The 22,912-nt window shown below is 65.7% G+C and carries 17 protein-coding genes; 6 read left to right on the top strand and 11 right to left on the bottom strand.

What is annotated here, in order from left to right:
- Positions 1 to 184 precede the first annotated feature (184 nt).
- The 4 genes from CRJ03_RS13185 (at position 185) to CRJ03_RS13200 (ending at position 4,677) form a co-directional block, all read left to right on the top strand.
- Positions 185 to 1,126, top strand: a complete 942-nt coding sequence (locus tag CRJ03_RS13185) for a phosphoadenosine phosphosulfate reductase (RefSeq protein ID WP_104019341.1) — start codon at positions 185 to 187, stop codon at positions 1,124 to 1,126.
- A gap of 40 nt (positions 1,127 to 1,166) precedes the next feature.
- On the top strand, positions 1,167 to 2,204 hold the full coding sequence (gene pyrC, locus CRJ03_RS13190) for a dihydroorotase (protein WP_104019342.1): 1,038 nt from the start codon (positions 1,167 to 1,169) through the stop codon (positions 2,202 to 2,204).
- A gap of 77 nt (positions 2,205 to 2,281) precedes the next feature.
- Positions 2,282 to 2,959, top strand: a complete 678-nt coding sequence (locus CRJ03_RS13195) for an orotate phosphoribosyltransferase (protein ID WP_104019343.1) — start codon at positions 2,282 to 2,284, stop codon at positions 2,957 to 2,959.
- 230 nt (positions 2,960 to 3,189) lie between these two features.
- Positions 3,190 to 4,677: a replicative DNA helicase gene (locus CRJ03_RS13200; protein WP_104019344.1), complete on the top strand. Its 1,488-nt coding sequence runs from the start codon at positions 3,190 to 3,192 to the stop codon at positions 4,675 to 4,677.
- 102 nt (positions 4,678 to 4,779) lie between these two features.
- On the opposite strand, the gene selD is transcribed toward CRJ03_RS13200, so the two are convergent.
- The 3 genes from selD to CRJ03_RS13215 form a co-directional block, all read right to left on the bottom strand.
- On the bottom strand, positions 4,780 to 6,936 hold the full coding sequence (gene selD / locus CRJ03_RS13205; protein ID WP_104019345.1) for a selenide, water dikinase SelD: 2,157 nt from the start codon (positions 6,934 to 6,936) through the stop codon (positions 4,780 to 4,782).
- A gap of 85 nt (positions 6,937 to 7,021) precedes the next feature.
- Complete coding sequence (locus tag CRJ03_RS13210; protein ID WP_104019346.1) at positions 7,022 to 8,797, bottom strand: SLC13 family permease; 1,776 nt, start codon at positions 8,795 to 8,797, stop codon at positions 7,022 to 7,024.
- A 165-nt stretch (positions 8,798 to 8,962) separates the two neighbouring features.
- Positions 8,963 to 9,232, bottom strand: a complete 270-nt coding sequence (locus CRJ03_RS13215; RefSeq protein WP_104019347.1) for an usg protein — start codon at positions 9,230 to 9,232, stop codon at positions 8,963 to 8,965.
- A 190-nt stretch (positions 9,233 to 9,422) separates the two neighbouring features.
- Here CRJ03_RS13215 and gyrA point away from each other — a divergent pair, with 190 nt between their 5' ends.
- Positions 9,423 to 12,161: a DNA gyrase subunit A gene (gene gyrA, locus CRJ03_RS13220; RefSeq protein ID WP_104019348.1), complete on the top strand. Its 2,739-nt coding sequence runs from the start codon at positions 9,423 to 9,425 to the stop codon at positions 12,159 to 12,161.
- A gap of 131 nt (positions 12,162 to 12,292) precedes the next feature.
- Entirely contained in the window at positions 12,293 to 12,832 is a 540-nt protein-coding gene (locus CRJ03_RS13225) for a hypothetical protein (protein ID WP_104019349.1), read from the top strand.
- A gap of 51 nt (positions 12,833 to 12,883) precedes the next feature.
- On the opposite strand, the gene CRJ03_RS13230 is transcribed toward CRJ03_RS13225, so the two are convergent.
- The 8 genes from CRJ03_RS13230 to CRJ03_RS13260 form a co-directional block, all read right to left on the bottom strand.
- Complete coding sequence (locus tag CRJ03_RS13230; RefSeq protein WP_240611672.1) at positions 12,884 to 14,416, bottom strand: polysaccharide biosynthesis protein; 1,533 nt, start codon at positions 14,414 to 14,416, stop codon at positions 12,884 to 12,886.
- Between the two features lie 488 nt (positions 14,417 to 14,904).
- Complete coding sequence (locus tag CRJ03_RS13235; RefSeq protein ID WP_104019350.1) at positions 14,905 to 16,272, bottom strand: sigma-54-dependent transcriptional regulator; 1,368 nt, start codon at positions 16,270 to 16,272, stop codon at positions 14,905 to 14,907.
- Complete coding sequence (locus tag CRJ03_RS19955) at positions 16,269 to 16,406, bottom strand: hypothetical protein (protein ID WP_165375315.1); 138 nt, start codon at positions 16,404 to 16,406, stop codon at positions 16,269 to 16,271. Before CRJ03_RS19955 ends, CRJ03_RS13235 begins: the two co-directional genes overlap by 4 nt.
- Before the next feature lie 16 nt (positions 16,407 to 16,422).
- Complete coding sequence (locus tag CRJ03_RS13240; RefSeq protein WP_104019351.1) at positions 16,423 to 17,709, bottom strand: c-type cytochrome; 1,287 nt, start codon at positions 17,707 to 17,709, stop codon at positions 16,423 to 16,425.
- Positions 17,710 to 17,712: 3 nt separating this feature from the next.
- A complete protein-coding gene (locus CRJ03_RS13245; RefSeq protein ID WP_104019352.1) occupies positions 17,713 to 18,924 on the bottom strand; it encodes a formate dehydrogenase subunit gamma in 1,212 nt (403 codons plus the stop codon).
- 143 nt (positions 18,925 to 19,067) lie between these two features.
- A complete protein-coding gene (fdh3B, locus tag CRJ03_RS13250; RefSeq protein ID WP_104019353.1) occupies positions 19,068 to 19,661 on the bottom strand; it encodes a formate dehydrogenase FDH3 subunit beta in 594 nt (197 codons plus the stop codon).
- A 12-nt stretch (positions 19,662 to 19,673) separates the two neighbouring features.
- Complete coding sequence (locus CRJ03_RS13255) at positions 19,674 to 22,571, bottom strand: formate dehydrogenase subunit alpha (protein WP_104019354.1); 2,898 nt, start codon at positions 22,569 to 22,571, stop codon at positions 19,674 to 19,676.
- Between the two features lie 107 nt (positions 22,572 to 22,678).
- Entirely contained in the window at positions 22,679 to 22,870 is a 192-nt protein-coding gene (locus tag CRJ03_RS13260; RefSeq protein WP_104019355.1) for a ubiquinol-cytochrome c reductase iron-sulfur subunit N-terminal domain-containing protein, read from the bottom strand.
- Positions 22,871 to 22,912 lie beyond the last annotated feature (42 nt).

Here is a 22,912-nt window from a genome sequence, read left to right on the forward strand (position 1 = left end):
GCACAGAACTGCATGGCCCGCGTGCCCCGGTCAAGGGCGCGCACCCGCAACCCTCGTCACCTGCGACCTCGCAGAAAGCCCGCGGATTTTCCCAAGTTTCGCCCCATTCGAACGGCAATTTCTGACCTCGAAGCGGGCTGCAGACCCGCGACGGGGCAGTGTGTAGCAGACAAGGTCGGAGCGGATGCAAGACAAGAGCGATATCACCAGTGCCGATCTCACGGGGCGTGACTGGCAGGACTGGCTCGACCGCGCCGAAACGGTGATCGGCGATGACGGCTACATGCAACCATTGGGGAACAAGCACGCGGCGCTGTTTTGCGAGCGCAAGCCGGTGCTGCTTGTCACTTTCGAGAGCTTCGACCGGCTCGAATTGCTTTCGGAGCGCGCGCACCCCTTCGGCTGGACCATGCTCGAGGCGCTCGGCTGGTCGCATCTGTGCCTGCTCAGCAACGGCGACACGTGGTTTCGCGATGCCCGCGTCTACGGCTTTTTCGACCGACTGATCGACGACGGATTCTTTGACGAGTTCGAGCAGGTGATCTTCTACGGCGCGGGGCCCCGCGGCTATGCCGCAGCCGCGTTCTCAGTGGCCGCGCCGGGGGCAAAGGTGCTGATGCTGCGTCCGCAGGCCACGCTCGACCCGCGCGTGGCCGAGTGGGATGACCGCTATCTGGCCATGCGCCGCACCTCCTTCACCGACCGCTACGGCTATGCACCCGACATGCTCGACGCCGCCGCCCACGCGGTGCTGCTTTACGATCCCGAGATCGAACTCGATGCCATGCACTCGGCACTGTTCAACCGCAGCAACGTTTTGCGCTTCCGCACCCGCCACCTTGGCTATTCCATCGAGGAGACGCTCTCGCAGATGGGCTTACTTCCGCGCATCCTCGCTCAAATGAGCGCGGACAAACTCAACTGCCAGAGCCTCGCCCGGCTCTGGCGCAAGCGCCGAGAGGAACAGGGATATCTCTTCCCGTTGTTGCGTCGGCTGGTCAACGAGCAGCGTGACGGGCTTACCGTGCTCTTTTGCACTAACGCGCTGGCCCGGAAACGGGGCGGCCCGCGCTACCGAAACGCGCTGAGCAGGGCGCAGGCCCGTCTCGCGGAACGCGACGGCTAGCACTGGCGCAGCCGCGCGCGATTGTGTATGCGCTCGGACCATGCAATCGAGCCTGACCATCCGCCGCCCCGACGACTGGCACCTGCACCTGCGCGACGGCGCGATGCTGGCCGCCGTCCTGCCAGAGAGCGCGCGCCACTTCACCCGCGCCATCATCATGCCGAACCTCGTGCCGCCGGTCGTCACCGGCGTCCAAGCCCGCGCCTATCGCGACCGGATCATGGCCGCGCTGCCCGAGGGGATGGACTTCACCCCCCTGATGACGCTCTACCTGACGGAAGAAACCGACCCGGACGACGTGGCCGCCGCCCATGCCGAGGGACTGATTACGGCGGTCAAGCTCTACCCGGCTGGGGCCACCACCAATTCGGCCTCCGGCGTGCGCGATTTCGACCGCGTGCGCGGCGTGCTGGAGAAGATGGCCGAGGTCGGTCTGCCGCTCTGCGTGCATGGCGAGGTGACCAACCCAGAGGTGGACATCTTCGACCGCGAGGCGGCGTTTATCGACCGCGTGCTCGATCCCATCCGCCGCGCCACACCGGGGCTGCGTGTGGTGATGGAGCATGTGACCACCTCGGATGCCGTGGCCTATGTCACATCCCAGGACCGCGACCTCGCCGCCACGATCACCACCCATCACCTCGTCATCAACCGCAACCACATCCTAGTGGGCGGCATCAAACCGCATTACTACTGCCTGCCCGTGGCCAAGCGTGAGGACCACCGCCTCGCCCTGCGCGCTGCCGCCACTTCGGGCGACGCACGGTTTTTCCTCGGCACCGACAGTGCGCCCCATACCGACCCGTTGAAGGAAAGCGCCTGCGGCTGCGCCGGCTGCTTTACCGCGACGAACACGCTCTCGATCCTCGCCCACGTGTTCGAAGAGGAGGGCGCGCTCGACCGGCTCGAGGGCTTCACGTCACTCAACGGCCCAGCCTTCTACGGCCTGCCCCCGAACGAGGCGCGGATCACCTTGACCAAGGGCGATCCGGTCCCCTACCCCGACAAGATTGACACCGGCGACGGCCCCGTCACCGTCTTCGACCCCGGCTTTCCGCTCCATTGGCGGGTGGACTGAGCTTCATCTTGCCCGAAATATCCCCGCCGGAGGCATCATAGTTCTTCGGCACACCGCCCAGACCCAAGGACCACGCCATGATCCCCGCCACCTACCCCCCAAAGGATGAAATTGCCCGCCTCACCGCCCGCATGCTGCTGGAGAGCGGCGCTGTGCATTTCAACGCGGACACCCCCTTCACGCTGGCCTCGGGGCTTCCCTCGCCGACCTATATCGACTGCCGCAAGCTCATCTCCTTCCCGCGCATCCGCAGCACCTTGATGGATTTCCTCAGCATCACCGTGATGCGCGAGGCCGGATTCGAGGCGTTCGACAACGTCGCCGGCGGCGAGACGGCGGGCATCCCCTTCGCCGCGCTGGTGGCCGAGCGCATGGCCCTGCCGATGACCTATGTCCGCAAGAAGCCCAAGGGCTACGGTCGCAACGCCCGCATCGAAGGCACCATGGCCGAGGGTCAGCGCGTGCTGCTGGTCGAGGACCTCACCACCGATGGCGGCTCCAAGCTCAGCTTCGTCGATGCCATCCGCGAGACCGGGGCCACCTGCGCGCACACGGCGGTGATCTTCTACTACGGCATCTTCCCCGAGACCGAGCGCACCCTCGGCGATCACGGCGTGGCGCTCCACCACCTCTGCACATGGTGGGACGTGCTGGCCGAGGCGCGCGCGCAGGGAGCCTTTGCCGCCGCGACACTCGACGAGGTCGAGGCGTTTCTGCACGCACCCCGTAAGTGGCAGGAAGCAAACAAGAAATAAATTCACGTCCAAAAGCGGTGGATAACCCGCCACTCGAATCGAAATTCCACTCCAGATATGGTAGAGTAACCGCGTAACACCACAGGATGCGGGACAGGACGTCGCGCGGCTGAGGTCTCGGCCCCCTTATCCCCGCTATCGTCCACAGCTTTGTCCATGTGGCGCGAACCTTGGCTTTGGCGTAGAACACGCGAACGCTGGACATCACGAAGAACGAGGGTAGCACGGGCATGAACGAGGTCAGCGTATTCAATCCCACCGGGGCAGGGATCGAGGCCGCCGACAGTGTGCCCCATTCCATCGAGGCCGAGCAGCAGCTTCTCGGCGCGATCCTGACCAACAACGACATCTACGACCGCGTGGCCGCCATCATCGGCCCGCAGCATTTTTACGATCCCGTCCATGCTCGTATCTTCGAGACTGCGGCGGCACGCATCACCCGCAACGCGCTTGCCTCGCCGGTGACACTGCGCGCCTTCCTCGAAGAAGATGACGGGCTCAAGGAACTCGGCGGTCCCGCCTACCTCGTCAATCTCGCGGGGGCTGCGATCTCGACCTACGCCGCGCGTGACTATGCGCAGATGATCTATGATCTCGCCATCCGCCGCGAACTGATCGCATTGGGTCACGACATCGCCGCCCGTGCCGCTCGCGTCGAGATCGGCAGCGAGCCGGGCGACCAGATCGTCGATGCCGAACAGAAGCTCTACCAGCTCGCCGAACAGGGCAAGTCGGAGAGCGGATTCCAGAGCTTTCTCAAGGCGGTCAAGGATGCCGTCGATGTCGCCAACGCCGCCTACCAGCGCGACGGTGGCCTCGCGGGGCTCGCCACCGAGCTTCACGACATGGACAGCAAGCTCGGCGGCTTGCATCGCTCGGACCTTCTGATCCTCGCCGGGCGACCCTCGATGGGCAAGACCTCGCTCGCCACCAACATCGCCTTCAACATCGCTCGCGCCTACCGCAAGGGCACGCTCCCCGACGGCACGCAGGGCACCGTGGATGGCGGCGTGGTGGGCTTCTTCTCGCTCGAAATGTCGGCCGAACAGCTCGCCAGCCGCATCCTGTCCGAAGCCGCGGAAATTCCCTCGCATAAAATCCGCCGCGGTGACATGGACGAGGGCGAGTTCCGCCGCTTCGTCGAGGCCGCCAAGGCACTCGAATCCTGCCCGCTCTTCATCGACGACACCGCCGCGCTGCCGATCAGCCAGATCGCCGCGCGCGCGCGGCGGCTCAAGCGCACCCACGGGCTCGACCTGTTGATCGTGGACTACCTCCAGCTCGTGCGCGGCACTGCCGAGAACCGGGTGCAGGAAATCGGCGAGATTTCGATGGGCCTCAAGGCCATCGCCAAGGAGCTCGATATCCCGGTGCTCGCGCTCTCGCAGCTCTCGCGCCAGGTGGAAAGCCGCGAGGACAAGCGCCCGCAGCTCTCGGACCTGCGCGAATCGGGCTCGATCGAGCAGGATGCCGACGTGGTGATGTTTGTCTTCCGCGAGGTCTATTACAAGGAACGCGAGAAACCGGGCGACCACGAGCTTGAAAAAATGGCCGACTGGCAAGAGGCGATGGCCCGGCTCGAAGGCAAGGCCGAGGTCATCATCGGCAAGCAGCGCCACGGTCCCATCGGCACGGTGGAGCTCAGCTTCGAGGACCAGTTCACGCGCTTCGGAAACCTCGTGAAACCCTGGCAGCAAGGTGCGGGCGGGGATTTCTAGCAGACAGGCCGAGACTCCGGACCGAGCGGCGCGATTGGTCCGGTTCGGACGGACAGGACGTTCCCCCGCGCAAAGCAAAGGCGTGCTTGCACGCCGCCAGCCTCACCCCGCCGTACCGCGACACCGAAGCGCGCCAGGCATCCCCTCTTCGATCCCGCCGATCAGCGCCGCGTCGTGCCCGGCGGCGCGCAGCCGCGCCACCAGTTCGTTGGCGTGCCCGGCCTCCGCCGCGGCCAGCAGTCCCCCCGCCGTCTGCGGATCATGCAGCAGCGCCTCCCGCGCCGTCTCGCCCAGCCCGGCCACGGGGGCCGCGCGCCGGTTGGCCGCCCAGATGGTCGAGCGCACCCCGCGCGCGGCCAGCGCCTCGGCCCCCGGCAATATCGGCACCGCGTCCGCATCGATCCACGCTGCCACGCGCGACTCCAGGCAGATGTTGCGCAGGTGCCCTGCCAGCCCAAAGCCCGTCACATCCGTCATTGCCCGCGCCCGCGCTAGGATTGCCGCGGCATCGCCCTGCGGCACCGCCAGCCGCGCGAACAGCGCCACGATATCGCGGCCCTCCGCCTCTCCGCGCATCTCGGCGGCCAGCAGCGTGCCGGACCCGATCGGTCGCGTCAGGATCAGCGCGTCGCCAGGTCGCGCCCCCCCGAGCGTGATCGCCGCGCCCTCGACGATCCCGGTGAGCGAAAACCCGATGCTCGCCTCCGCCCCCATGCTCGAATGGCCGCCGACAATCTCAACCCCTGCGGGATTCAGCGCCGCGCGCGCGCCTGCCATGATCTCGGCCATGCTGCGGGCCTGCAATGCCTCGCTCATCCGCGGCAGCGTCACCGACACAAGCGCCGCCTGCGGGCGCGCGCCCATCGCCCAGATATCTCCCAGCGCATGCAGCGCCGCAATCTGCGCCATCAGCCCGTGATCCTGGGTAAAGGCGCGCAGATGATCGGTGCTCAGCACCTGCCGCACGCCGCCCGTCTCGATCACCGCGGCGTCGTCGCCCGGACCCGCGATCGCGTCACGCAGCACCGCTGGCGCCACCTTGGCCCCGCAGCCGCCGCACATCGGCTCATCCCCCCCTTCGTCCGACAGCGCGCGGACGCGCGGGGGCGGGTCTGCCCGCATCTCCGGCAACGGGTCGAACTTGCCCATGAAGGCGCGGTCGATCCGGTCCTTCCAGCGCCACAGAAGTCGCCCGGAAAAGGCGATCCCCAACTTCTCGGCCACCGCCCTTTGCTCGCCCAGTGACACCAGCTTGAGATAGTCACGCTGCGTCCGGAACGCCCGCGTCTCCCCGCCCGATAGCACCGCGCGCAGGTTGTCGCGCAGCACCGGCGCCGCGCGCACCGCAAAGACACCGGCCTTGGGCCGCGGCGCGTTTGAGTGATGCGCGCAATCGCCCACGGCGAAAAGCGCTTCCTCCCCCTCAACCCGCAGATCGGGAGCGACGCGCACGAAGCCGCCCTCCGTCACCGGCAGGCCGGTGTCTGCCAGCCACCCATGCGCCCGCGCCCCTGCCGCCCCGACCGTCAGGCGCGCGGGCACGCTCTCACCGCCGTCCAGCACCACGGCCCCGGCCTGCACTTCCGCCACCTGCGCGCCCGTGCACACCCTCACCCCCATATCCGCCAGCGCCCGCATCAGCCGCGGGCGCAGCACCGGCCCATCGGGCGCGATCTCGGGCGCGCGCTCGATCAGGCTGACCTCGGCGCGTCCCACCACCTGCCGCAGCCGGTGCGCCATGGCCAACGCCACCTCGACCCCCGCGATACCGCCGCCGATCACCGCCGCCTCGGGGGCCTGTCGCCCCACCGCCACATCGGCCACGAACGCCTCCCAGCGCGCGGCAAAGGGACCGAGCGGCTTGACGGCCACGCCGTGTTCGGAAAATCCCGGCAGGGTCGGCATCCGCGCATGCACGCCCACATCGACCGACGCCACGTCATAGCCGATCTCGCGCCCGTCCCCGAGCGTAATCCGCCGCACCTGTGTGTCGATGCCGCACACCGCGCCCACGACCAGCCGCGCACCCGCGAAGCGCGCCAGCCGCACGAGGTCGATCTCCAGGTCGCGCTGCCGGTAATGGCCGGCCACCATCCCCGGCAGCATCCCCGAATAGGGGGCCACGGGGTTCGGGTCGATCACAGTCAGCCGCGCTCCCGGCAGCGGATCCATCCCCCACATGCGCAGCACCAGTGCATGGGCGTGCCCGCCCCCCACGAGAACGAGGTCGCGGCTCAGCGGCACGGGTTGGGGCATCATCGCGGCGTCTCTCCTGCTTGACGCCCGAGCCATAGGCCAGATTGCCGCCGTGCGAAAGCGGCAGCTTGGCGCAGGCGTGCCCCGTTCAGAACGGAAAGAAGAACGGGATCACGAGGATTGCCACCGCCGCGTAAAGCAGGTTGAGCGGCAGGCCCACGACGAGGAAATCGCGGAACTTGTAGCCCCCCGCGCCATAAACGAAGGTGTTGGTCTGATAGCCGATCGGCGTGGCGAAACTCGCCGAGGCGGCGAACATCACCGTGATGATGAACGGGCGCGGATCATAACCCAGCTCAAGCGCCAGCGCGATCGCGATGGGTCCCACGAGGATCGCCACCGCGTTGTTGGTCACCATCTCGGTCAGCAAGTTGGTCAACAAATAGACCGCCGCCAGCACCGCCAGCGGTCCCAGGCCCTGCATAAGCCCCACCATCGACTCGACGATGACTTTCGCCGCCCCCGTCTCCTGCAGCCCGAGGCTCATCCCCAGCATGCCAAAGATCAGGAACAGGATCGGCCAGTCGATCGCCTCGAACGCCTCGTCGGCCTCGACACAGCCGGTCATCATCACCACCACCGCCCCGATCACAGCCAGTCCGGCGATGGGCATCACGCCCAGCGCGGCGAGGATCATCACCGCCGCAATGGTGACGATGGCGATGGGGGCCTTCGAACGGCGCATCGCCTGATCGGCGGGCTCGGTAAGGTTGACGATGCCGCCATCCTCCATCAGCCGCCGCAGCCCCTCGGGCGGCCCCTCAAGCAGAACGGTATCGGCGAATTGCAGGCGCACCTCCGGCAAGTCACGGCTTATATTCTGCTCCTGCCGGTGCACGGCCATCAGGTAGACGCCGTACTTGCGCCGCAGCTTGAGATCCTTGATGGGCCGCCCGCGCAGATGCGAGTGGGGCCCGACGCTTGCCTCCATCGTCACAGTCCGCTCGGCGGTGACGGGCTCGAAGCCACTATCATCCATGCCGCGAAACTCGATCTCACCGTTTTCCTTCAGCCCGAGGATCTCGCCGGTATCGGTCTTGATCACCACCCGGTCACCGGATTCCAGCACCAGGTCGCGCAGGTGGCGGCGCATCGAAACCTCGCCACGCACCACGTCGAGAATGCGCGCTCCCGCCCGGTTGAATGGCAAATCCTCCAGCTTCTTGCCGATATAGCGCGACTCGTGTGGGATAAGCAGCCGGGCGAGGAACTTGCGCTTGCCCTCTTGTCCCAGCGCGCTCGCAAGCGACGACCGGTCCGGCAACAGGAACCGCCCGGCAAAGGCCATGTAAACCACCCCCACCGTGGCCATTACCAGTCCCGGCAGCGTCATCTCGAACATGGTGAGCGCCGGCTGACCCGCATCGCGCGCCACCCCGCTCATCAGGATGTTGGTCGAGGTGCCCACCAGCGTCAACGTACCGCCGAAGATCGCCGCGTAGCTCAGCGGAATGAGCAGCCGCGACGAGCTAACGCCCAGCGACGTGCCCACCGAGATCATCACAGGCGTGAGCAGGATCACCACCGGCGTGTTGTTCATGAATGCCGAGGCCATCATCGTCGCCGCCATCATCAGAAATAGCGCCCGCAGGTAGGATCCGCGCGCCTGCGCGCGCAGCCATCCGCCGATGATTTCCAGCACACCCGTGCGTTCCAGTGCCGCGGAGATGACGAACATCATCGCGATGGTGATCGGCGCCTCCGAGCCAAACACCTTCAGGAACGCCTCGGTCTCTATGATGCCAGTGGCCAGCAGCACCGCCGACGCGCCCAGCGCCGTCACCGATGGCGGGAACACCTCCTTGAAGAAACACAGGAAGACCCCGAGCAGCAACAGCAGAACGAATATCTGATCGGGGCTCATGGGCGGCACTATCCTCACCGGGAATGCGGGCTGACGCGCAGTAACAGCAGGACGCCCCCCGATTTCAACAGCTAATTGCGCCGCACCGCCCCCGTCGCGCCGCCGCCGCCTTCATCTTGCCCCAGATATTTCCGGGGGTGTCGGGGCAGTGCCCCCACCCTTCGCTCAATGAAGCGTGAACTCGCCCGTCACGTTGCGCCACTCGCCCGGCGCGATCAGCTTGCGATGGGAAAAGCGCACCGAATGTAGCGGCCCCTCGATCTCGCGCTGCCAGAACTCGATGAAATCGAAAAGCTTCGGGTGATCGGGGGCAAGATCGTAATCCTGCCACAGGTAGCTGTTGAGCACGTTCCGATAATCCGGCATCCGGTAGAAGAATTCCGCCGTGGTCAGCCCGTAGCCCTTCAGCAACATTTCCGTCTCGGTCATCTCCATTTTCTGCTCCTGTCTTTGCCTGACCCGATCAGTTTGCCATGAAGGAATTACTTTTCAATAAAAACAGTGTGTTATCACTCTTGATCAGTGGCTGCCACGCGCCCCGCCCCTGCGCCATTGCACCCCATATCGTGGCTCTGATATAGACGGAGGGGCAAGATATAGCGCATGTCACAGGACGGTCAAAAACGTGAGCGATACGCCTCAACCCCCTGAAAACCCAGATGAAACGACGCCCTCGGCCTCCGGTCCGCAGGTCTCGATCACCCACGAGATGAAGACCTCCTATCTCGATTACGCGATGAGCGTGATCGTGAGCCGCGCCATTCCCGATTTGCGTGACGGCCTGAAACCTGTGCACCGGCGCATCCTCTACGCCATGCACGAGGGCGGCAACACCCATGACAAGCCCTATCGCAAGTCCGCCCGCGCGGTCGGCGACGTGATGGGTAAATACCACCCGCACGGCGATAGTGCGATCTATGACGCGCTGGTGCGCATGGCACAGGATTTCTCGATGTCCCTGCCGCTCCTCGACGGACAGGGCAATTTTGGCTCCATGGACGGCGATAACGCGGCGGCCATGCGTTATACCGAAGTGCGGATGGACAAGCCGGCCGCTTTCCTGCTCGCCGATATCGAGAAAGACACCGTCGATTTCCAGGACAATTACGACGGCAAGGACCGCGAGCCGACGGTTCTGCCCGCGCGTTTCCCGAACATGCTGGTCAATGGCGCGGGCGGCATCGCCGTCGGCATGGCCACAAACATTCCGCCGCACAACCTGGGCGAGGTGATCGACGCCACGCTGGCACTGATCGAGGATCCGGATCTGGGCAGCGAGGATCTCATTCAATACGTCCCCGGCCCCGATTTCCCGACCGGCGGGCTGATGCTGGGCCGCTCCGGCGCGCGAAAGGCCTATCTGGAAGGGCGCGGCAGCGTCATCATCCGCGCCAAGACCCGGGTGGAGGAACTGCGCAAGGACCGATACGCCATCGTCATCGACGAAATCCCCTACCAGGTGAACAAGGCCACGATGATCGAGCGGATCGCCGAGGCTGCCCGCGAAAAACGGATCGAGGGCATCGCCCACGTCCAGGACGAGAGCGACCGCAACGGCGTCCGCGTGGTGGTCGAGTTGAAGCGCGACGCCACCCCCGACGTGGTGCTCAACCAGCTTTACCGCTTCACGCCGATGCAGACCTCGTTCGGCTGCAACATGCTGGCATTGAACGGCGGCAGGCCCGAGCAACTGACCCTGCACCGCTTCCTGTCGCTGTTCGTCATGTTCCGCGAGGAGGTGGTCGCGCGGCGGACCGCGCACGACTTGCGTAAGGCGCGTGAGCGGGCGCATGTGCTCTGCGGTCTCGCCGTCGCCGTATCGAACGTGGACGAGGTGGTGGCCACGATCCGCGCCTCTGCCGACGCCGCCGAGGCAAGGCAGAAGCTGATGGAACGGCGTTGGCCGGCGGGCGACATCCTTGAATATATCGCGCTCATCGACGACCCCACACACCGCGCCAATGAGGACGGCACCTACAACCTCAGCGAGACGCAGGCCCGCGCCATCCTCGACCTGCGCCTGCAACGCCTGACACAGCTTGGCGTGCGCGAGGTCACCGACGAGTTGCAGGAGCTTGCCGGCAAGATCAAGGACTACCTCGCCATCCTCGCCTCGCGCGAACGGATCATGCAGATCATCTCGGACGAGCTGCGCGAGGTGCGCGAACAGTTCGCCGTGCCGCGTCGCACCGAGATCGTGGACTGGTCCGGCGACATGGAAGATGAGGACCTCATCGAGCGCGAGGACATGGTCGTGACCATTACCCAAGGCGGCTATGTCAAGCGCACTGCGCTGGCGGATTTCCGCGCGCAGAAACGCGGTGGCAAGGGTCTGTCGAGCATGGCCACCAAGGACGAGGACGTTGTCACCTCGCTCTTCGTCGCCAACACCCACACGCCGCTTCTGGTCTTCACCACCGACGGTATGGTCTACAAACTCAAGACATGGCGCCTGCCGCTCGGGTCTCGCACATCACGCGGCAAGGCGATCGTCAACATCCTGCCCATCCCTACGGGCGTCTCGATCGCCGCAATCATGCCGGTGGACCGCACCGAGGAGGAATGGGACGACCTCCAGATCGTGTTCGCCACCTCTGCGGGCGACGTGCGCCGCAACGCGCTTAGCGACTTCACCAACGTGAAACGCAACGGCAAGATCGCGATGGACCTGCCCGAGGGCGTCGAACTGGTCAACGCCCGCATCTGCACCCCCGATGACGACGTGATGCTGGTCACCGATTCGGGTCGCGCAATCCGGTTTCCCGTCACCGATGTGCGCGTCTTCAAGGGCCGCAAATCCACCGGCGTGCGCGGCATCCGCCTCGCTGACGGGGACCGCGTGGTGTCGATGTCCGTGATCCGGCATTTCGAGGCCACGGCGGACGAGCGCGCCGCCTATCTCAAGATGCGCCGCGCCGCCGCCGGGACTCCCGATGACGAAACGGGCGAGGACGAGGGCGATGCCGGGGCGGCGATTGACGCCACCCGCTTCGCTGAAATGCAAGCGGCCGAGAACCTGATCCTGACGATCACCGCACGTGGCACCGGCAAGCTGTCATCGAGCCACGACTACCCGGTACGCGGGCGCGGCGGCATGGGCGTGGCGGCCATCGACCGCGCCATGCGCGGCGGGCCGCTCGTCGCCTCCTTCCCGGTCAGCCCGGAGGATCAGATCATGCTCGCCACCTCCACCGGCCAATCCATCCGCGTGCCGGTCGAGGGCATCTCCTTCCGTTCGCGCAGCGCGGGCGGCGTTCGGGTGTTCGACACCGGAAAGGGTGAGGAAGTGGTCTCGGTCGCGTGGATCGCCGACCGCGCCGAAGAGACCGACGAAGACGCCGATGCGGAGGACGCGCTCGGCTGACGCCGGGCGCGCATTTTCCCTGAAACGGTCAGATTCCGGCCAGAATTCGCGGCAATTGTCACCACAGAGCTTTCGTTCTGGTTGCAAGTGACGTCCGGTTTCCCGCACACGGCAAGAAAGGCCCGACCGTCATGGACCAAGACCCCGCTCCCGGCGTCGATCAGATCGGCATCAACCTGCTGCGGATCGTCACCGGCACCTTCTTCACGGCGGTGGCGCTCGAGCTCGTCAATGGCTTCGACCCTGCGGTCCTGTTCCAGCCCATCCTCGGCCCTGCAATCAGCGGGGTGGCGGGCGCAACCGCGCTTCTGGCGCTGGCGATATGGTTCATGTTGGGCGCGGCCCTGCGGCTTGCCGCGCTGAGCCTTGCGCTCTTCGTGCTGGTCTCGAGCTTCACGACCAATTTCATCGTCGGCTCCTTCGAGGATTTGTCGGCCTTCTGGTATGATCTGACACTCTGCTGCGGCGTGCTGCTGAGCTATCTCACACTGGACGAGCGGCGTTTGCGCCGGGCCTCGGTGTTCTCGCACCGGGCGCGCGTGCAGCGGATCGCGGCGCGGCGCCGCGTGCGGCCACGCCGTGTAGCTCCGGACCCCGACACCAAGCCGGCCAAGCGCGATCGCCCCGAGCCCAGTGAAGAAATCAACATCTTCGCCGATATCCGGGGCTGAAACCGGAGGTGGAGTAGCGCTGCCTGGCTCGCTGCCACTCTGCTCATCCCGTCAGTCGTTCACAGCCTCTCCCTCAGGGGCCTGTTCGATCCATTGCGCGAGTATGGTGCGCAAGAGAGCCACGTCGCGGGTCTCGATCGCCTCGGACAGCGACCTGAGCGCCTTGGCAAGCTCAATCTCCGAGAGGTGCCCCTCCTGCGCGCGCAGGATGCGAGGATGCGGCGTGGTAAGCATATCCGAGCCGATGAGCAATTCCTCGTGCAGCTTCTCGCCCGGGCGCAGCCCGGTCACGGCGATTTCGATATCGCCGTCGGGATTGGCCGCGTCGCGCAGGGTGAGCCCCGACGCCTCGATCATCCGCAGCGCGATGTCCCGCACGCGGATCGGTTCTCCCATGTCGAGCACGAACACATCGCCGCCGCGCGCAATGGTGCCCGCCAGCAACACCAGCCGCACCGCCTCGGGGATGGTCATGAAGTAGCGCGTGACATCCGGATGCGTGAGCGTGACAGGACCGCCCCGCGCGATTTGTTCGGAAAAGGTGGGAATCACCGATCCCGACGAGCCCAGCACGTTGCCGAAACGCACCATGGAAAAGCGCGTGCGCGCGGCGCGGGTAGCGAGATCCTGTACGATCATCTCGGCGAACCGCTTGGAGGCGCCCATCACCGAGGTGGGGCGTACCGCCTTGTCAGTAGAGACGAGGATGAACCGCTCGACACCGGCATCGAGCGCGGCGCTGGCCACGGTGCGGGTGCCGATCACGTTGTTGCGCATCCCCTCGATGGCATTGGATTCCACCATCGGAACGTGCTTGTAGGCGGCGGCGTGGAGTACGACGTCGATCTTCTTGGCCTGCATCAGCACCGAGACGAGCGCCGGCTCGCAGACCGAGCCGAGGATGGGAACGATCTCGACTTCGGGGGCGAGTTCACGCAATTCGCGCTCGATCTGGAAAAGCGCGTGTTCTCCGTGGTCAAGCAGGATCAGCGTCTTCGGCGCGCAGGTCGCGATCTGGCGGCACAGTTCCGAGCCAATGGAACCACCCGCACCGGTCACGAGGACGCGTCGCCCGGCATAAGCGTCGGTGACGCCGGGCAACTCGTTTTCCAGCGCGTCACGACCCAGAAGGGTTGTCGGGTCGATGGGATGGCTCTCGTAGGGGGTTATCGCGCGGCCTGTTACCAGATCGGCGAAGGAGGGCAGCGCGTGCACCTCGCAGCCGGTAGCGGCTAGCCGGCGGGTGAGTCGCGTGCGCGCCGCCTCGCTCGCGCTGGGCATGGCGAGGATGATGCGCCCGATCCCGTGCCGCGCCACAAGCGCCTCGATCTCTTCGGGGCTGTGTACGCGGAGACCCGACACGATGATCCCCCGAAGCCGGGGCTCGTCATCGGCAAAGGCCACCGGGCGCAGCCGGTCATCACGCAACAGCGCGGCGGCAAGCTGCTGGCCGGTTTGCCCGGCCCCGTAGATCAGCACCGGCAGGCGGCCTTCCGTGGTCACCGCCGAGGTATCGGGCCGGGACCGTCCAGAGGCGATCCGGGCCCGGATACGTCGCAGCACATTCAAAAGGCTCTCGGGCATGGCTGGGTCCGTCCTCGTGCGGCGGGGGAACGCTCGGCTCATGCCAAGGTAGGCCGACTGGTACTGTGACGGCAATGGTGTTCACCGCCCTGTGACGGATTGTGCGGGCTGGACGGATCGACATGCTGGATTATCTTGCGACAGTCGCACGGCTTCGGACAAGATAAGGAATTGAAAGACCGCGTTATCGTGGCTCAAGGAGAAGCAACCTTGCCACCGGCCATGAGATCGGCCGTGGCATGCGCGCTCATCCTCCTGCTTGGCACCTGTTCGTACCAAGCGGCGCGTGATCTTGCCCCCGTTTCACCGGACACCTAAGCGGTTTGGGTTTTGACCCTGATGAACTCACGCGGGAGCGCACCATCCCGAGACCGTTTGGCACGGTTGTGTGATCGGTGGGACGGCGAACAGCCTCTCGAAAAAGGCACGAGCAGAGAGGCGCGCGCTTCAGGCTCCCCCCAAGGATCACGCGAGGTCCGGCAGCCCGCTCACACCCCCCATGCGGCGCATTTCCGGTCCACCGTCTTGCGCGCCACGCCAAGCCGCCGCGCGGCCTCGGCCCGGTTGCCGCCGCAGGCGTCGAGAACGGCGAGGATGTGGCGCTGCTCGACCATCTCAAGCGTCTCGATGGCCTGCGCGCCGGTCACCCTGCCCTGCCCTTCGAACTCCGCCGGAAATTCCCCGAGGATCACCGACCGTTCAATCAGGTTGCGCAACTCGCGCACATTGCCGGGCCAGTCGTAGCGGGTGAGCTTCAGCAGCACCTGATCGTTGAGTTCCAACGCGGGCATCCCCAGCGCGGTGGCAAACTCGCTCATGAACAGCGCGGCCAGCTCCGCTATATCTTCTTTGCGCTCGCGCAGGCTGGGCATCCCGACATTGACGATATTGATGCGGTGATACAGATCGTCACGGAACCGTCCCGCCGCCACCTCGACCGTCAGATCGGCATTGGTTGCGAACAGGAATCGCAGGTCTAGCGGCACCTCGCGCTCAGAGCCAATGGGCCGGATGCGCCGGTCCTCCAGCACCCGCAAGAGCGCCGCCTGCACTGCCATCGGAAGCTGCGCCACCTCGTCGAGCAGGAGTGTGCCGCCTTCGGCATGAAACAGCAGTCCATCCTTGTGCCGCGTACCATCCTCGATCACGCCGAACAGTTCCTCGGCGATGTGCCCCTCGGAGAAAGCGGCGCAATTAACCGCCACGAAGGGCTTGTCGGCACGGTCAGAAAGGGCGTGGAGCGTGCGCGCGGCGATTTCCTTGCCAGTCCCGCTCGCCCCGGTAAACAGCACCGGCGTGGGCATCGGCCCGAGCCGCGCAAGCAGGTCCCGCACCTCGCGGATCGCTGGAGAATTACCCAACAGCCGCCCGCGCGCCGTGCCACCGCCCCCCGACAACTCGTGCCGCAGCAGGTAGTTGTCGCGCGCGAGATACTTGCGGTCCAACGCGCGCGCCACGGCGTTGAGTATCTGGTTGGCACGGAACGGCTTGAGTACGAAATCGGTAACGCCAGCGCGCAACGCCTTGATCGCCGTGTCGAGATCGGCATAGGCCGTCATCAGGATGGTCTCGGCAAAGAGCCCAACCCGGCGCTGTTCCTCCAGCCAGTCGAGCCCTGTCTTGTCGGGCATGACGTTATCGAGGATCACGAGGTCGAAATGCACCTGGTCGAGGATTTCCCCCGCCTCGGCGCAGGATCGCGCCAGCTCTACATGTCGGCAGCGGGGGCCGAGCGTCTTGGTCAGGAAGTTGCGCATCCCCGGCTCGTCATCAACGACGAGGATCGCGGCCCGCGCGAGGCTCTCGCCATAATCGTCGCGGGGGGTGTGCTTTCGGACGGCGGCACGGGTGCTCATTCGGGCGCTTCGCCCAACCTGACATTGTCGCCCGCGCGCGTCGCCTCGACGGTATAGCCCAGTTCCGTGAGCACGGTCGGCGCGGCAGCGGCGATTACCCCGCAGGCCACAAAGGCGGCAAGCATCGCTTTCATCGGGTCGTCTCTCCTCTCACTTGGTGGCACGGCGCAGGTAGGTCACGAGGTCCTCACGGTCCTGCGCGGCGGTGATGCGCTGCATCGGCATCTTGCTCCCGGGGATATAGTGATCGGGGCCAAGGTCGAACAGCAGGTCGATGGTCTCGTCCGTCCACACGATATCCGAATCGGCGAGCACAGGCGAGTAGGGATAGCCCGGCACGCTGCCCGCTTGCCGCCCGAACAGCCCGTGAAGGCTTGGCCCCGCCTTGCGCGAGGGCGGTGGGGTGAGCGCGTGGCAGATCGAGCATTTGCGCATGAACTGCCGCTCGCCATTTTTCATCTCCTCTGGCGGGCGCAGAAAGCTGTGCTCGGTCTCGCCCGCCGGGTCAAACGTGTCGAGCATTGTCACCGGCCAGCCATAGACCACATTGCTCAGGCCCCCAGCGTAGAGCATCTGTCCATCGCCCGAGAACGCCAACGCCCAGACCGGGCCGCGCGCCACCGCCTTGAAATCGCGGGCAATCGTCCAGGTCTCGGTGTCGATCACCATGATATAGCCCTGCCCGTCGCCGGCGGCGATTTGCCCGGTGGCGGCGTGGTGCTCGAGCGCCAGGATCGGCCGCCGGTCGAGGGTGAAATCGGCGATCACGTCGCCGGTCGCCGGGTTGATCACCCTGGTCGCACCATCCACCGCACCATAGGCGATCCACGTCTCCCGCGGCCCGATCACCAGCTTGTTGATGCCGAACCCCTGATCGAGAAGGATGCGCGCGACCGGGTCAGCCTCGCGCCAGTCCCAGACGCGCAGCGTGCCATCGGCGGAGGTGGAATAAAGCCGCGTTCCATCTGCGCCGAACGCCACATCGGTCACCGGCCCATCATGGCCGTCGAGAAACCGCGCCGCGCCTCCCGCCACCGACCAGAGGCCGATCGCGCCATCCCAGCTTGCCGAAGCGATCCACGCTCCATCAGGCGACACCGCCAGCCCGGCGATCTTGCCCTTGTGGCCCTCCAGACGGCGGCCTTTGCCTGTGTCCCTGTCCCACGCGATCACATCGAAATCGTCGCCGCCCGAGACCAGCCCGACCTCGCCCAGTGGTGCCAACGCGATCACCGCCGCGTCGTGCCCTTCCAGCCAGTGGGGCTCTCGGCCCTGCCACAGCCCCACCGAGTTGTCGAAACTCGCCGACGCCACCTCGCCACCGGGCAGGCTGGCCAGCCCCATGACCGGCCCGCCATGCCCTTTCAGCGTGGTAAACTCTTGCGCCACCGAGGGCGCCGCGGCCAAGAACCACAATCCGGCGATCAGCGTGCGCATGGCCTATTCTGCGGGATGCGTGGCCTTGTCGGGCGCAGGCGCGTGACCTTTTTCCTGCAGTTCCTCGAGCCACAGCCCGTGGTGCTCGCGCGCCCATTGCTCCTCGACCTCGCCCGAGCCCATCGCGTCGAACGCGCCCTCCATGCCAACAGAACCGATATAGATATGCGCGAGGATGATGGCCGTCAGCCCGAAGGCCATGATCGTGTGCCAGAGCGTGGCGAACTGCATCTCCTCATGCGGCGCCAGCGTCTCGGGCAGCGCGCCATAGCCCACCGCCTGCGGCAGACCGGTATCGTTGAGTATCTGAAAGGTCTTGGCGAACATCGGCAACTCGAACGGAAAGAGCAGCGACAGCCCCGAGACCGAGATCGACGCGCCGAACACGATCACCGCCCAGAAGATCAGCTTCTGCCCGGCGTTGAACTTCTTCGCCGGCGGATGCACGCCCTTGCTGAAGATGCCGCCGCCCACAGCCAGCCATTTCAGGTCGGTGCGGTTGGGGATGTTGTGAAGCACCCACATGACGAACACCATCACCAGCCCCAGCATGAACGCCCAGGAGATGTTGTTGTGTACCCATTTCGAGCCGGCTGCGAGGGTCGAGAACGCCTCAAGCCCCAGCAGCGGAATGATTGCCATGCGGCCAAAGAGGACCAGAAGCCCGGTGATTGCCAGCACCACGAAAGAGCCCGCCATCAGCCAGTGGCCGAACCGTTCAACCGCCTGAAAGCGCGTGACGGTGCGCCCGGTCTTCTCGCCATCGATACGGATGCGGCCGCGGATCAGATAGAACAGCACCAGCAGCGCCAGCGTGCCACCGAGAAGCCATGCGCCGTAGGTCGCCAACGGCCCATTTCGGAATTGCAGCCACCACATGCCCGAATCCTGAATCAGCACGCGCGATTCCGGTCCACCCGCGGACACTTTCACATCCTCGAGTCCATAGCGCAGCGCGCGCCACACCTCGGCATCCGAAGCCCCACCCAGCGTCCCAAGCTGGCTGGCCATCCCGGCAGCGCCTTCGGGGTTGCCGGTGGCGTTGCGGCGAAAGCTGCTGTCGACCTGCTCGCCGCGCTGGCGGGCGAGGATATCCTCAAGCGTCTGCGCGCCACCGGTCGCGGACCGATCGGGGGCGGATGTATCCGGCGTCTCCTGCGCCATCGCGGGCAGGGCGAGCAGGAAACACAAAGCCATGCTGAGTAGTGCGCGCATGATGTCCTCGATTGTTGTGCGGGAACCTGATTTCCGTGGAGGAAACCGGATCGGAAACTTTTCAAGTTTCCGGTACCGACGGCCTGAGAGCCTTCCGGCACCGGTATCCGGCCGGGCGCGGCCCGGCCGGACAGGTTCTCGGGTCAGCCGCCCTTCTGCCCGTAGGCCGTGCCCCAGCCCCAGGCGCCAGAGCCGAAACCGCGCGCCACGACGCGTTCGCGGTAGATGGCAGAGACAACGTCGCCATCGCCGGCCAGAAGTGCCTTGGTCGAGCACATCTCGGCGCAGATGGGCAGCTTGCCCTCGGCGATTCGGTTGCGTCCGTACTTTTGGAACTCGGCCTGGCTGTTGTTTTCTTCGGGGCCGCCGGCGCAGAAGGTGCACTTGTCCATCTTGCCGCGGCTGCCGAAGTTGCCCGCCTGCGGGAATTGCGGCGCGCCGAACGGGCACGCGTAGAAGCAATAGCCGCAGCCGATGCAGAGGTCCTTGGAGTGCAGGACCACACCGTCCTCGTTCTGGTAGAAGCAATCCACCGGGCAGACGGCCATGCAGGGCGCGTCTGAGCAGTGCATGCAGGCCACCGAGATCGAGCGTTCACCCGGCGTGCCGTCGTTGATCGTCACCACCTTGCGGCGGTTGATCCCCCACGGCACCTCGTGCTCGTTCTTGCAGGCGGTGACGCAGGCGTTGCATTCGATGCAGCGTTCGGCATCACACAGAAACTTTGCTCTTGCCATGTCTCTATCTCCTTACGCTGGCATGATCTTGCAGAGAGTGCACTTGGTCTCCTGCATCTGGGTCACGCTGTCATAGCCATAGGTTTGGGCGGTATTGCTGGCCTCGCCCAGCACGTAGGGGTCTGCCCCGTCGGGATAGTTCTCCCGCAGGTCGCGCCCCTCGAAATGACCGCCGAAGTGGAAGGGCATGAAGGCCACGCCCGCGCCCACCCTCTCGGTCACCATCGCCATGACCTTGACCTTGGCACCCTCGGCACCCTCGACCCAGACCTGTTCGCCGTCGCGCAGCCCCAGATCGTTGGCGTCGCGCGGGTTGATCTCGACGAACATGTCCTGCTGAAGCTCGGCCAGCCACGGGTTCGACCGGCTCTCGTCGCCGCCACCCTCGTATTCGACCAGACGGCCGGATGTGAGGATCATAGGATATTCCTTCGAGAAGTCGTTCTTCTGGATCGAAGCATAGAGGGTTGGCAGCCGGTAGGCGTGCCGATCCTCGTAGGTGGGGTAATCTGCCACCAAGTCGCGCCGCGGCGTATAAAGCGGCTCGCGGTGCAGCGGCACCGGGTCGGGGAAGGTCCACACCACCGCGCGGGCCTTGGCATTGCCGAACGGCGCGCATTCATGGGCGATGGCCACCCGCTGGATCCCACCCGAAAGGTCGGTCTTCCAGTTGGTGTTGGGCCCCGCAACGGCGTCGATCGCCGCGCGTTCCTCGTCGGTCAGCTCACTATCCCAGCCCAGGTCCATGAGCATCTGCATGGTGAATTCCGGATACCCGTCCTGGATATCGGAGCCCACCGAGTAGACGCCCTCGGCCAAGAGGTTGTCACCGTCCCGCTCGACACCGAAGCGCGCGCGGAAGGTGAGGCCGCCCTCACTCACCGGCTTGGACATGTCATAGAGCACATGGGTGCCGGGATGTTTCATCTCCGGTGTGCCCCAGCACGGCCAGGGCAGGCCGTAGGTCTCGCCATCGGCGGGCCCGCCGACCGCGCGCAACGAGGTACGGTCGAAGGTGTGCTGATTGGCCATGTGCAGCCGGAGCCGCTCGGGGCTCTGCCCGGTATAGCCGATCGTCCAGGTGCCGCGGTTGATTTCGCGCAGCGTGTCCTCGACATTCGGGGTCACGCCGTCATCCTCGATCTTGATGTTGCGGAAGAACCGGTCGTGGAAGCCGAATTTCTTGGCGAACAGCCCGATGATCTCGTGATCCGGCTTCGACTCGAAGAGCGGATCGACCACCTTCTCGCGCCATTGCAGCGAGCGGTTGGACGCGGTGACCGAGCCATAGGTCTCGAACTGCGTCGCCGCGGGCAGCAGGTAGACCCCGTCGGTGCGGTCATGCATCACCGCCGACACGGTCGGATAGGGATCGACCACGACCAGCATGTCGAGCTGTTCCATCGCGGTCTTCATTTCCTTGCCGCGGGTCTGGCTGTTGGGCGCATGGCCCCAGAGCACCATGGCGCGCACCTTGTCGGGGTTGTCCATGTTCTCGGGGTCTTCGAGCACGCCGTCGATCCAGCGACTCACCGGGATACCGGAGAGGTTCTGGAGCGATTGATCCTTGCCGTCCTTGGCCTTGATCGTGGCGAACCGCCCGGCAAGCCACTCGGGGTCTTCGCCCCAAACGCGCGCCCAATGGGCCCAAGCCCCGGCGCTCAGCCCGTAATAGGCCGGTAGAGTGTGGCTCAGCACGCCGAGGTCGGTCGCACCCTGCACGTTGTCATGGCCACGGAAGATGTTGGTACCACCGCCGGAGGTGCCCATGTTGCCGAGCGCCAGTTGCAGGATGCAGTAGGCACGGGTGTTGTTGTTGCCGTTGGTGTGCTGCGTGCCACCCATGCACCAGATCACGGTGCCGGGACGGCTGTTGGCCAGCGTCCGCGCCACGCGGCGAAGCTGCGACCCCGGTGTCCCGGTCACACGCTCGACCTCCTCGGGCGTCCACCCTTTCACCTCGTCGCGGATCTGGTCCATCCCCCAGACACGGGTGCGGATGAATTCCTTGTCCTCCCAGCCGTTCTCGAAGATGTGCCACAGGATGCCCCAGACCAGCGCCACGTCGGTGCCGGGACGGAAGCGCACGTATTCGTCGGCATGGGCCGCAGTGCGGGTGAAACGCGGGTCGCATACGATGAGCGGCGCGTTGTTCTCCTCCTTGGCCTTCAGCACGTGCAGCAGCGAGACGGGATGCGCCTCCGCCGGGTTGCCGCCAATGATGAAGATGGCCTTGGAATTGTGGATGTCGTTGTAGCTGTTGGTCATGGCGCCGTAGCCCCATGTGTTCGCAACGCCTGCAACGGTGGTCGAGTGACAGATGCGCGCCTGATGGTCCACGTTGTTGCTGCCCCAGTAGGCGGCGAACTTGCGGAACAGGTAGGACTGTTCGTTACTGTGCTTGGCCGAGCCCAGCCAGTAGACGCTGTCAGGCCCACTTTCCTCGCGGATCTGCATCATGCCATCGCCGATCTCGTTGATCGCCTGTTCCCAGCTGATGCGCTTCCACTCGCCGCCCTCTTTCTTCATCGGGTACTTGAGGCGGCGCTCGCCATGCGCGTGCTCGCGCACCGACGCGCCCTTGGCGCAATGCGCGCCGAGGTTGAAGGGGCTGTCCCAGCCGGGCTCCTGGCCCGTCCAGACGCCGTCCTGCACCTCGGCCACGACCGTGCACCCGACCGAGCAATGGGTGCAGACGGATTTCACCGTCTTCACCGCCTCTTTGGCGGCGCTCTGGGCGTTGGCGCGGGTGACGGTACCACCCAATGCCCCCACCGCGGCAAGGCCACCGATGGCCAGGCCGCTGCCGCGCAGGAACGCGCGGCGATCGACGGATTTGCCGCCGACCTCGGACAGGATACTGGTCCGCTGGGGGCGTCGCGCAACCCCGTTGGTCTTTTTCCTAAGCATGTTTCTCTCTCCTCCCTGGGCCTGGATTCAGGCTGGGTACTGCGGTTTCCACTGACAGTCGGGCGTCACGCAACCAGTCGTCAGCGGCGGTTTACGGCGTCCGGGGGTCAGAACCGGGCGCTGTCGTAATAGGCGCGGGTATGCGCCGTGTCCTGCATCCGGTCGGATGACAGGTCGGGCTCTGCGGCCTCGGCCTTGCTGCCGGTCACGGCCGTGGCCACGGCGACAACCGGCGCGCCAGTGGCAGCGAGCCGGAGGAAATCGCGGCGGCTTGTGGCCTCCTCGGGTTTCCGTGTCATTCTAGGGTCCCTCCCCTCGTTAATGGCGGCACACGCCGCCGG

Source organism: Roseovarius nitratireducens (assembly GCF_002925845.1).
GTDB classification, from domain to species: Bacteria; Pseudomonadota; Alphaproteobacteria; order Rhodobacterales; family Rhodobacteraceae; genus Roseovarius; species Roseovarius nitratireducens.

Coding starts and splice junctions, on each gene's coding strand:
- CRJ03_RS13185 (WP_104019341.1), top strand. CDS start 185: ATGCAAGACAAGAGCGATATCACCAGTGCCGATCTCACGGGGCGTGAC.
- pyrC (WP_104019342.1), top strand. CDS start 1,167: ATGCAATCGAGCCTGACCATCCGCCGCCCCGACGACTGGCACCTGCAC.
- CRJ03_RS13195 (WP_104019343.1), top strand. CDS start 2,282: ATGATCCCCGCCACCTACCCCCCAAAGGATGAAATTGCCCGCCTCACC.
- CRJ03_RS13200 (WP_104019344.1), top strand. CDS start 3,190: ATGAACGAGGTCAGCGTATTCAATCCCACCGGGGCAGGGATCGAGGCC.
- selD (WP_104019345.1), bottom strand. CDS start 6,936: ATGATGCCCCAACCCGTGCCGCTGAGCCGCGACCTCGTTCTCGTGGGG.
- CRJ03_RS13210 (WP_104019346.1), bottom strand. CDS start 8,797: ATGAGCCCCGATCAGATATTCGTTCTGCTGTTGCTGCTCGGGGTCTTC.
- CRJ03_RS13215 (WP_104019347.1), bottom strand. CDS start 9,232: ATGGAGATGACCGAGACGGAAATGTTGCTGAAGGGCTACGGGCTGACC.
- CRJ03_RS13225 (WP_104019349.1), top strand. CDS start 12,293: ATGGACCAAGACCCCGCTCCCGGCGTCGATCAGATCGGCATCAACCTG.
- CRJ03_RS13230 (WP_240611672.1), bottom strand. CDS start 14,416: ATGCCCGAGAGCCTTTTGAATGTGCTGCGACGTATCCGGGCCCGGATC.
- CRJ03_RS13235 (WP_104019350.1), bottom strand. CDS start 16,272: ATGAGCACCCGTGCCGCCGTCCGAAAGCACACCCCCCGCGACGATTAT.
- CRJ03_RS19955 (WP_165375315.1), bottom strand. CDS start 16,406: ATGAAAGCGATGCTTGCCGCCTTTGTGGCCTGCGGGGTAATCGCCGCT.
- CRJ03_RS13240 (WP_104019351.1), bottom strand. CDS start 17,709: ATGCGCACGCTGATCGCCGGATTGTGGTTCTTGGCCGCGGCGCCCTCG.
- CRJ03_RS13245 (WP_104019352.1), bottom strand. CDS start 18,924: ATGCGCGCACTACTCAGCATGGCTTTGTGTTTCCTGCTCGCCCTGCCC.
- fdh3B (WP_104019353.1), bottom strand. CDS start 19,661: ATGGCAAGAGCAAAGTTTCTGTGTGATGCCGAACGCTGCATCGAATGC.
- CRJ03_RS13255 (WP_104019354.1), bottom strand. CDS start 22,571: ATGCTTAGGAAAAAGACCAACGGGGTTGCGCGACGCCCCCAGCGGACC.
- CRJ03_RS13260 (WP_104019355.1), bottom strand. CDS start 22,870: ATGACACGGAAACCCGAGGAGGCCACAAGCCGCCGCGATTTCCTCCGG.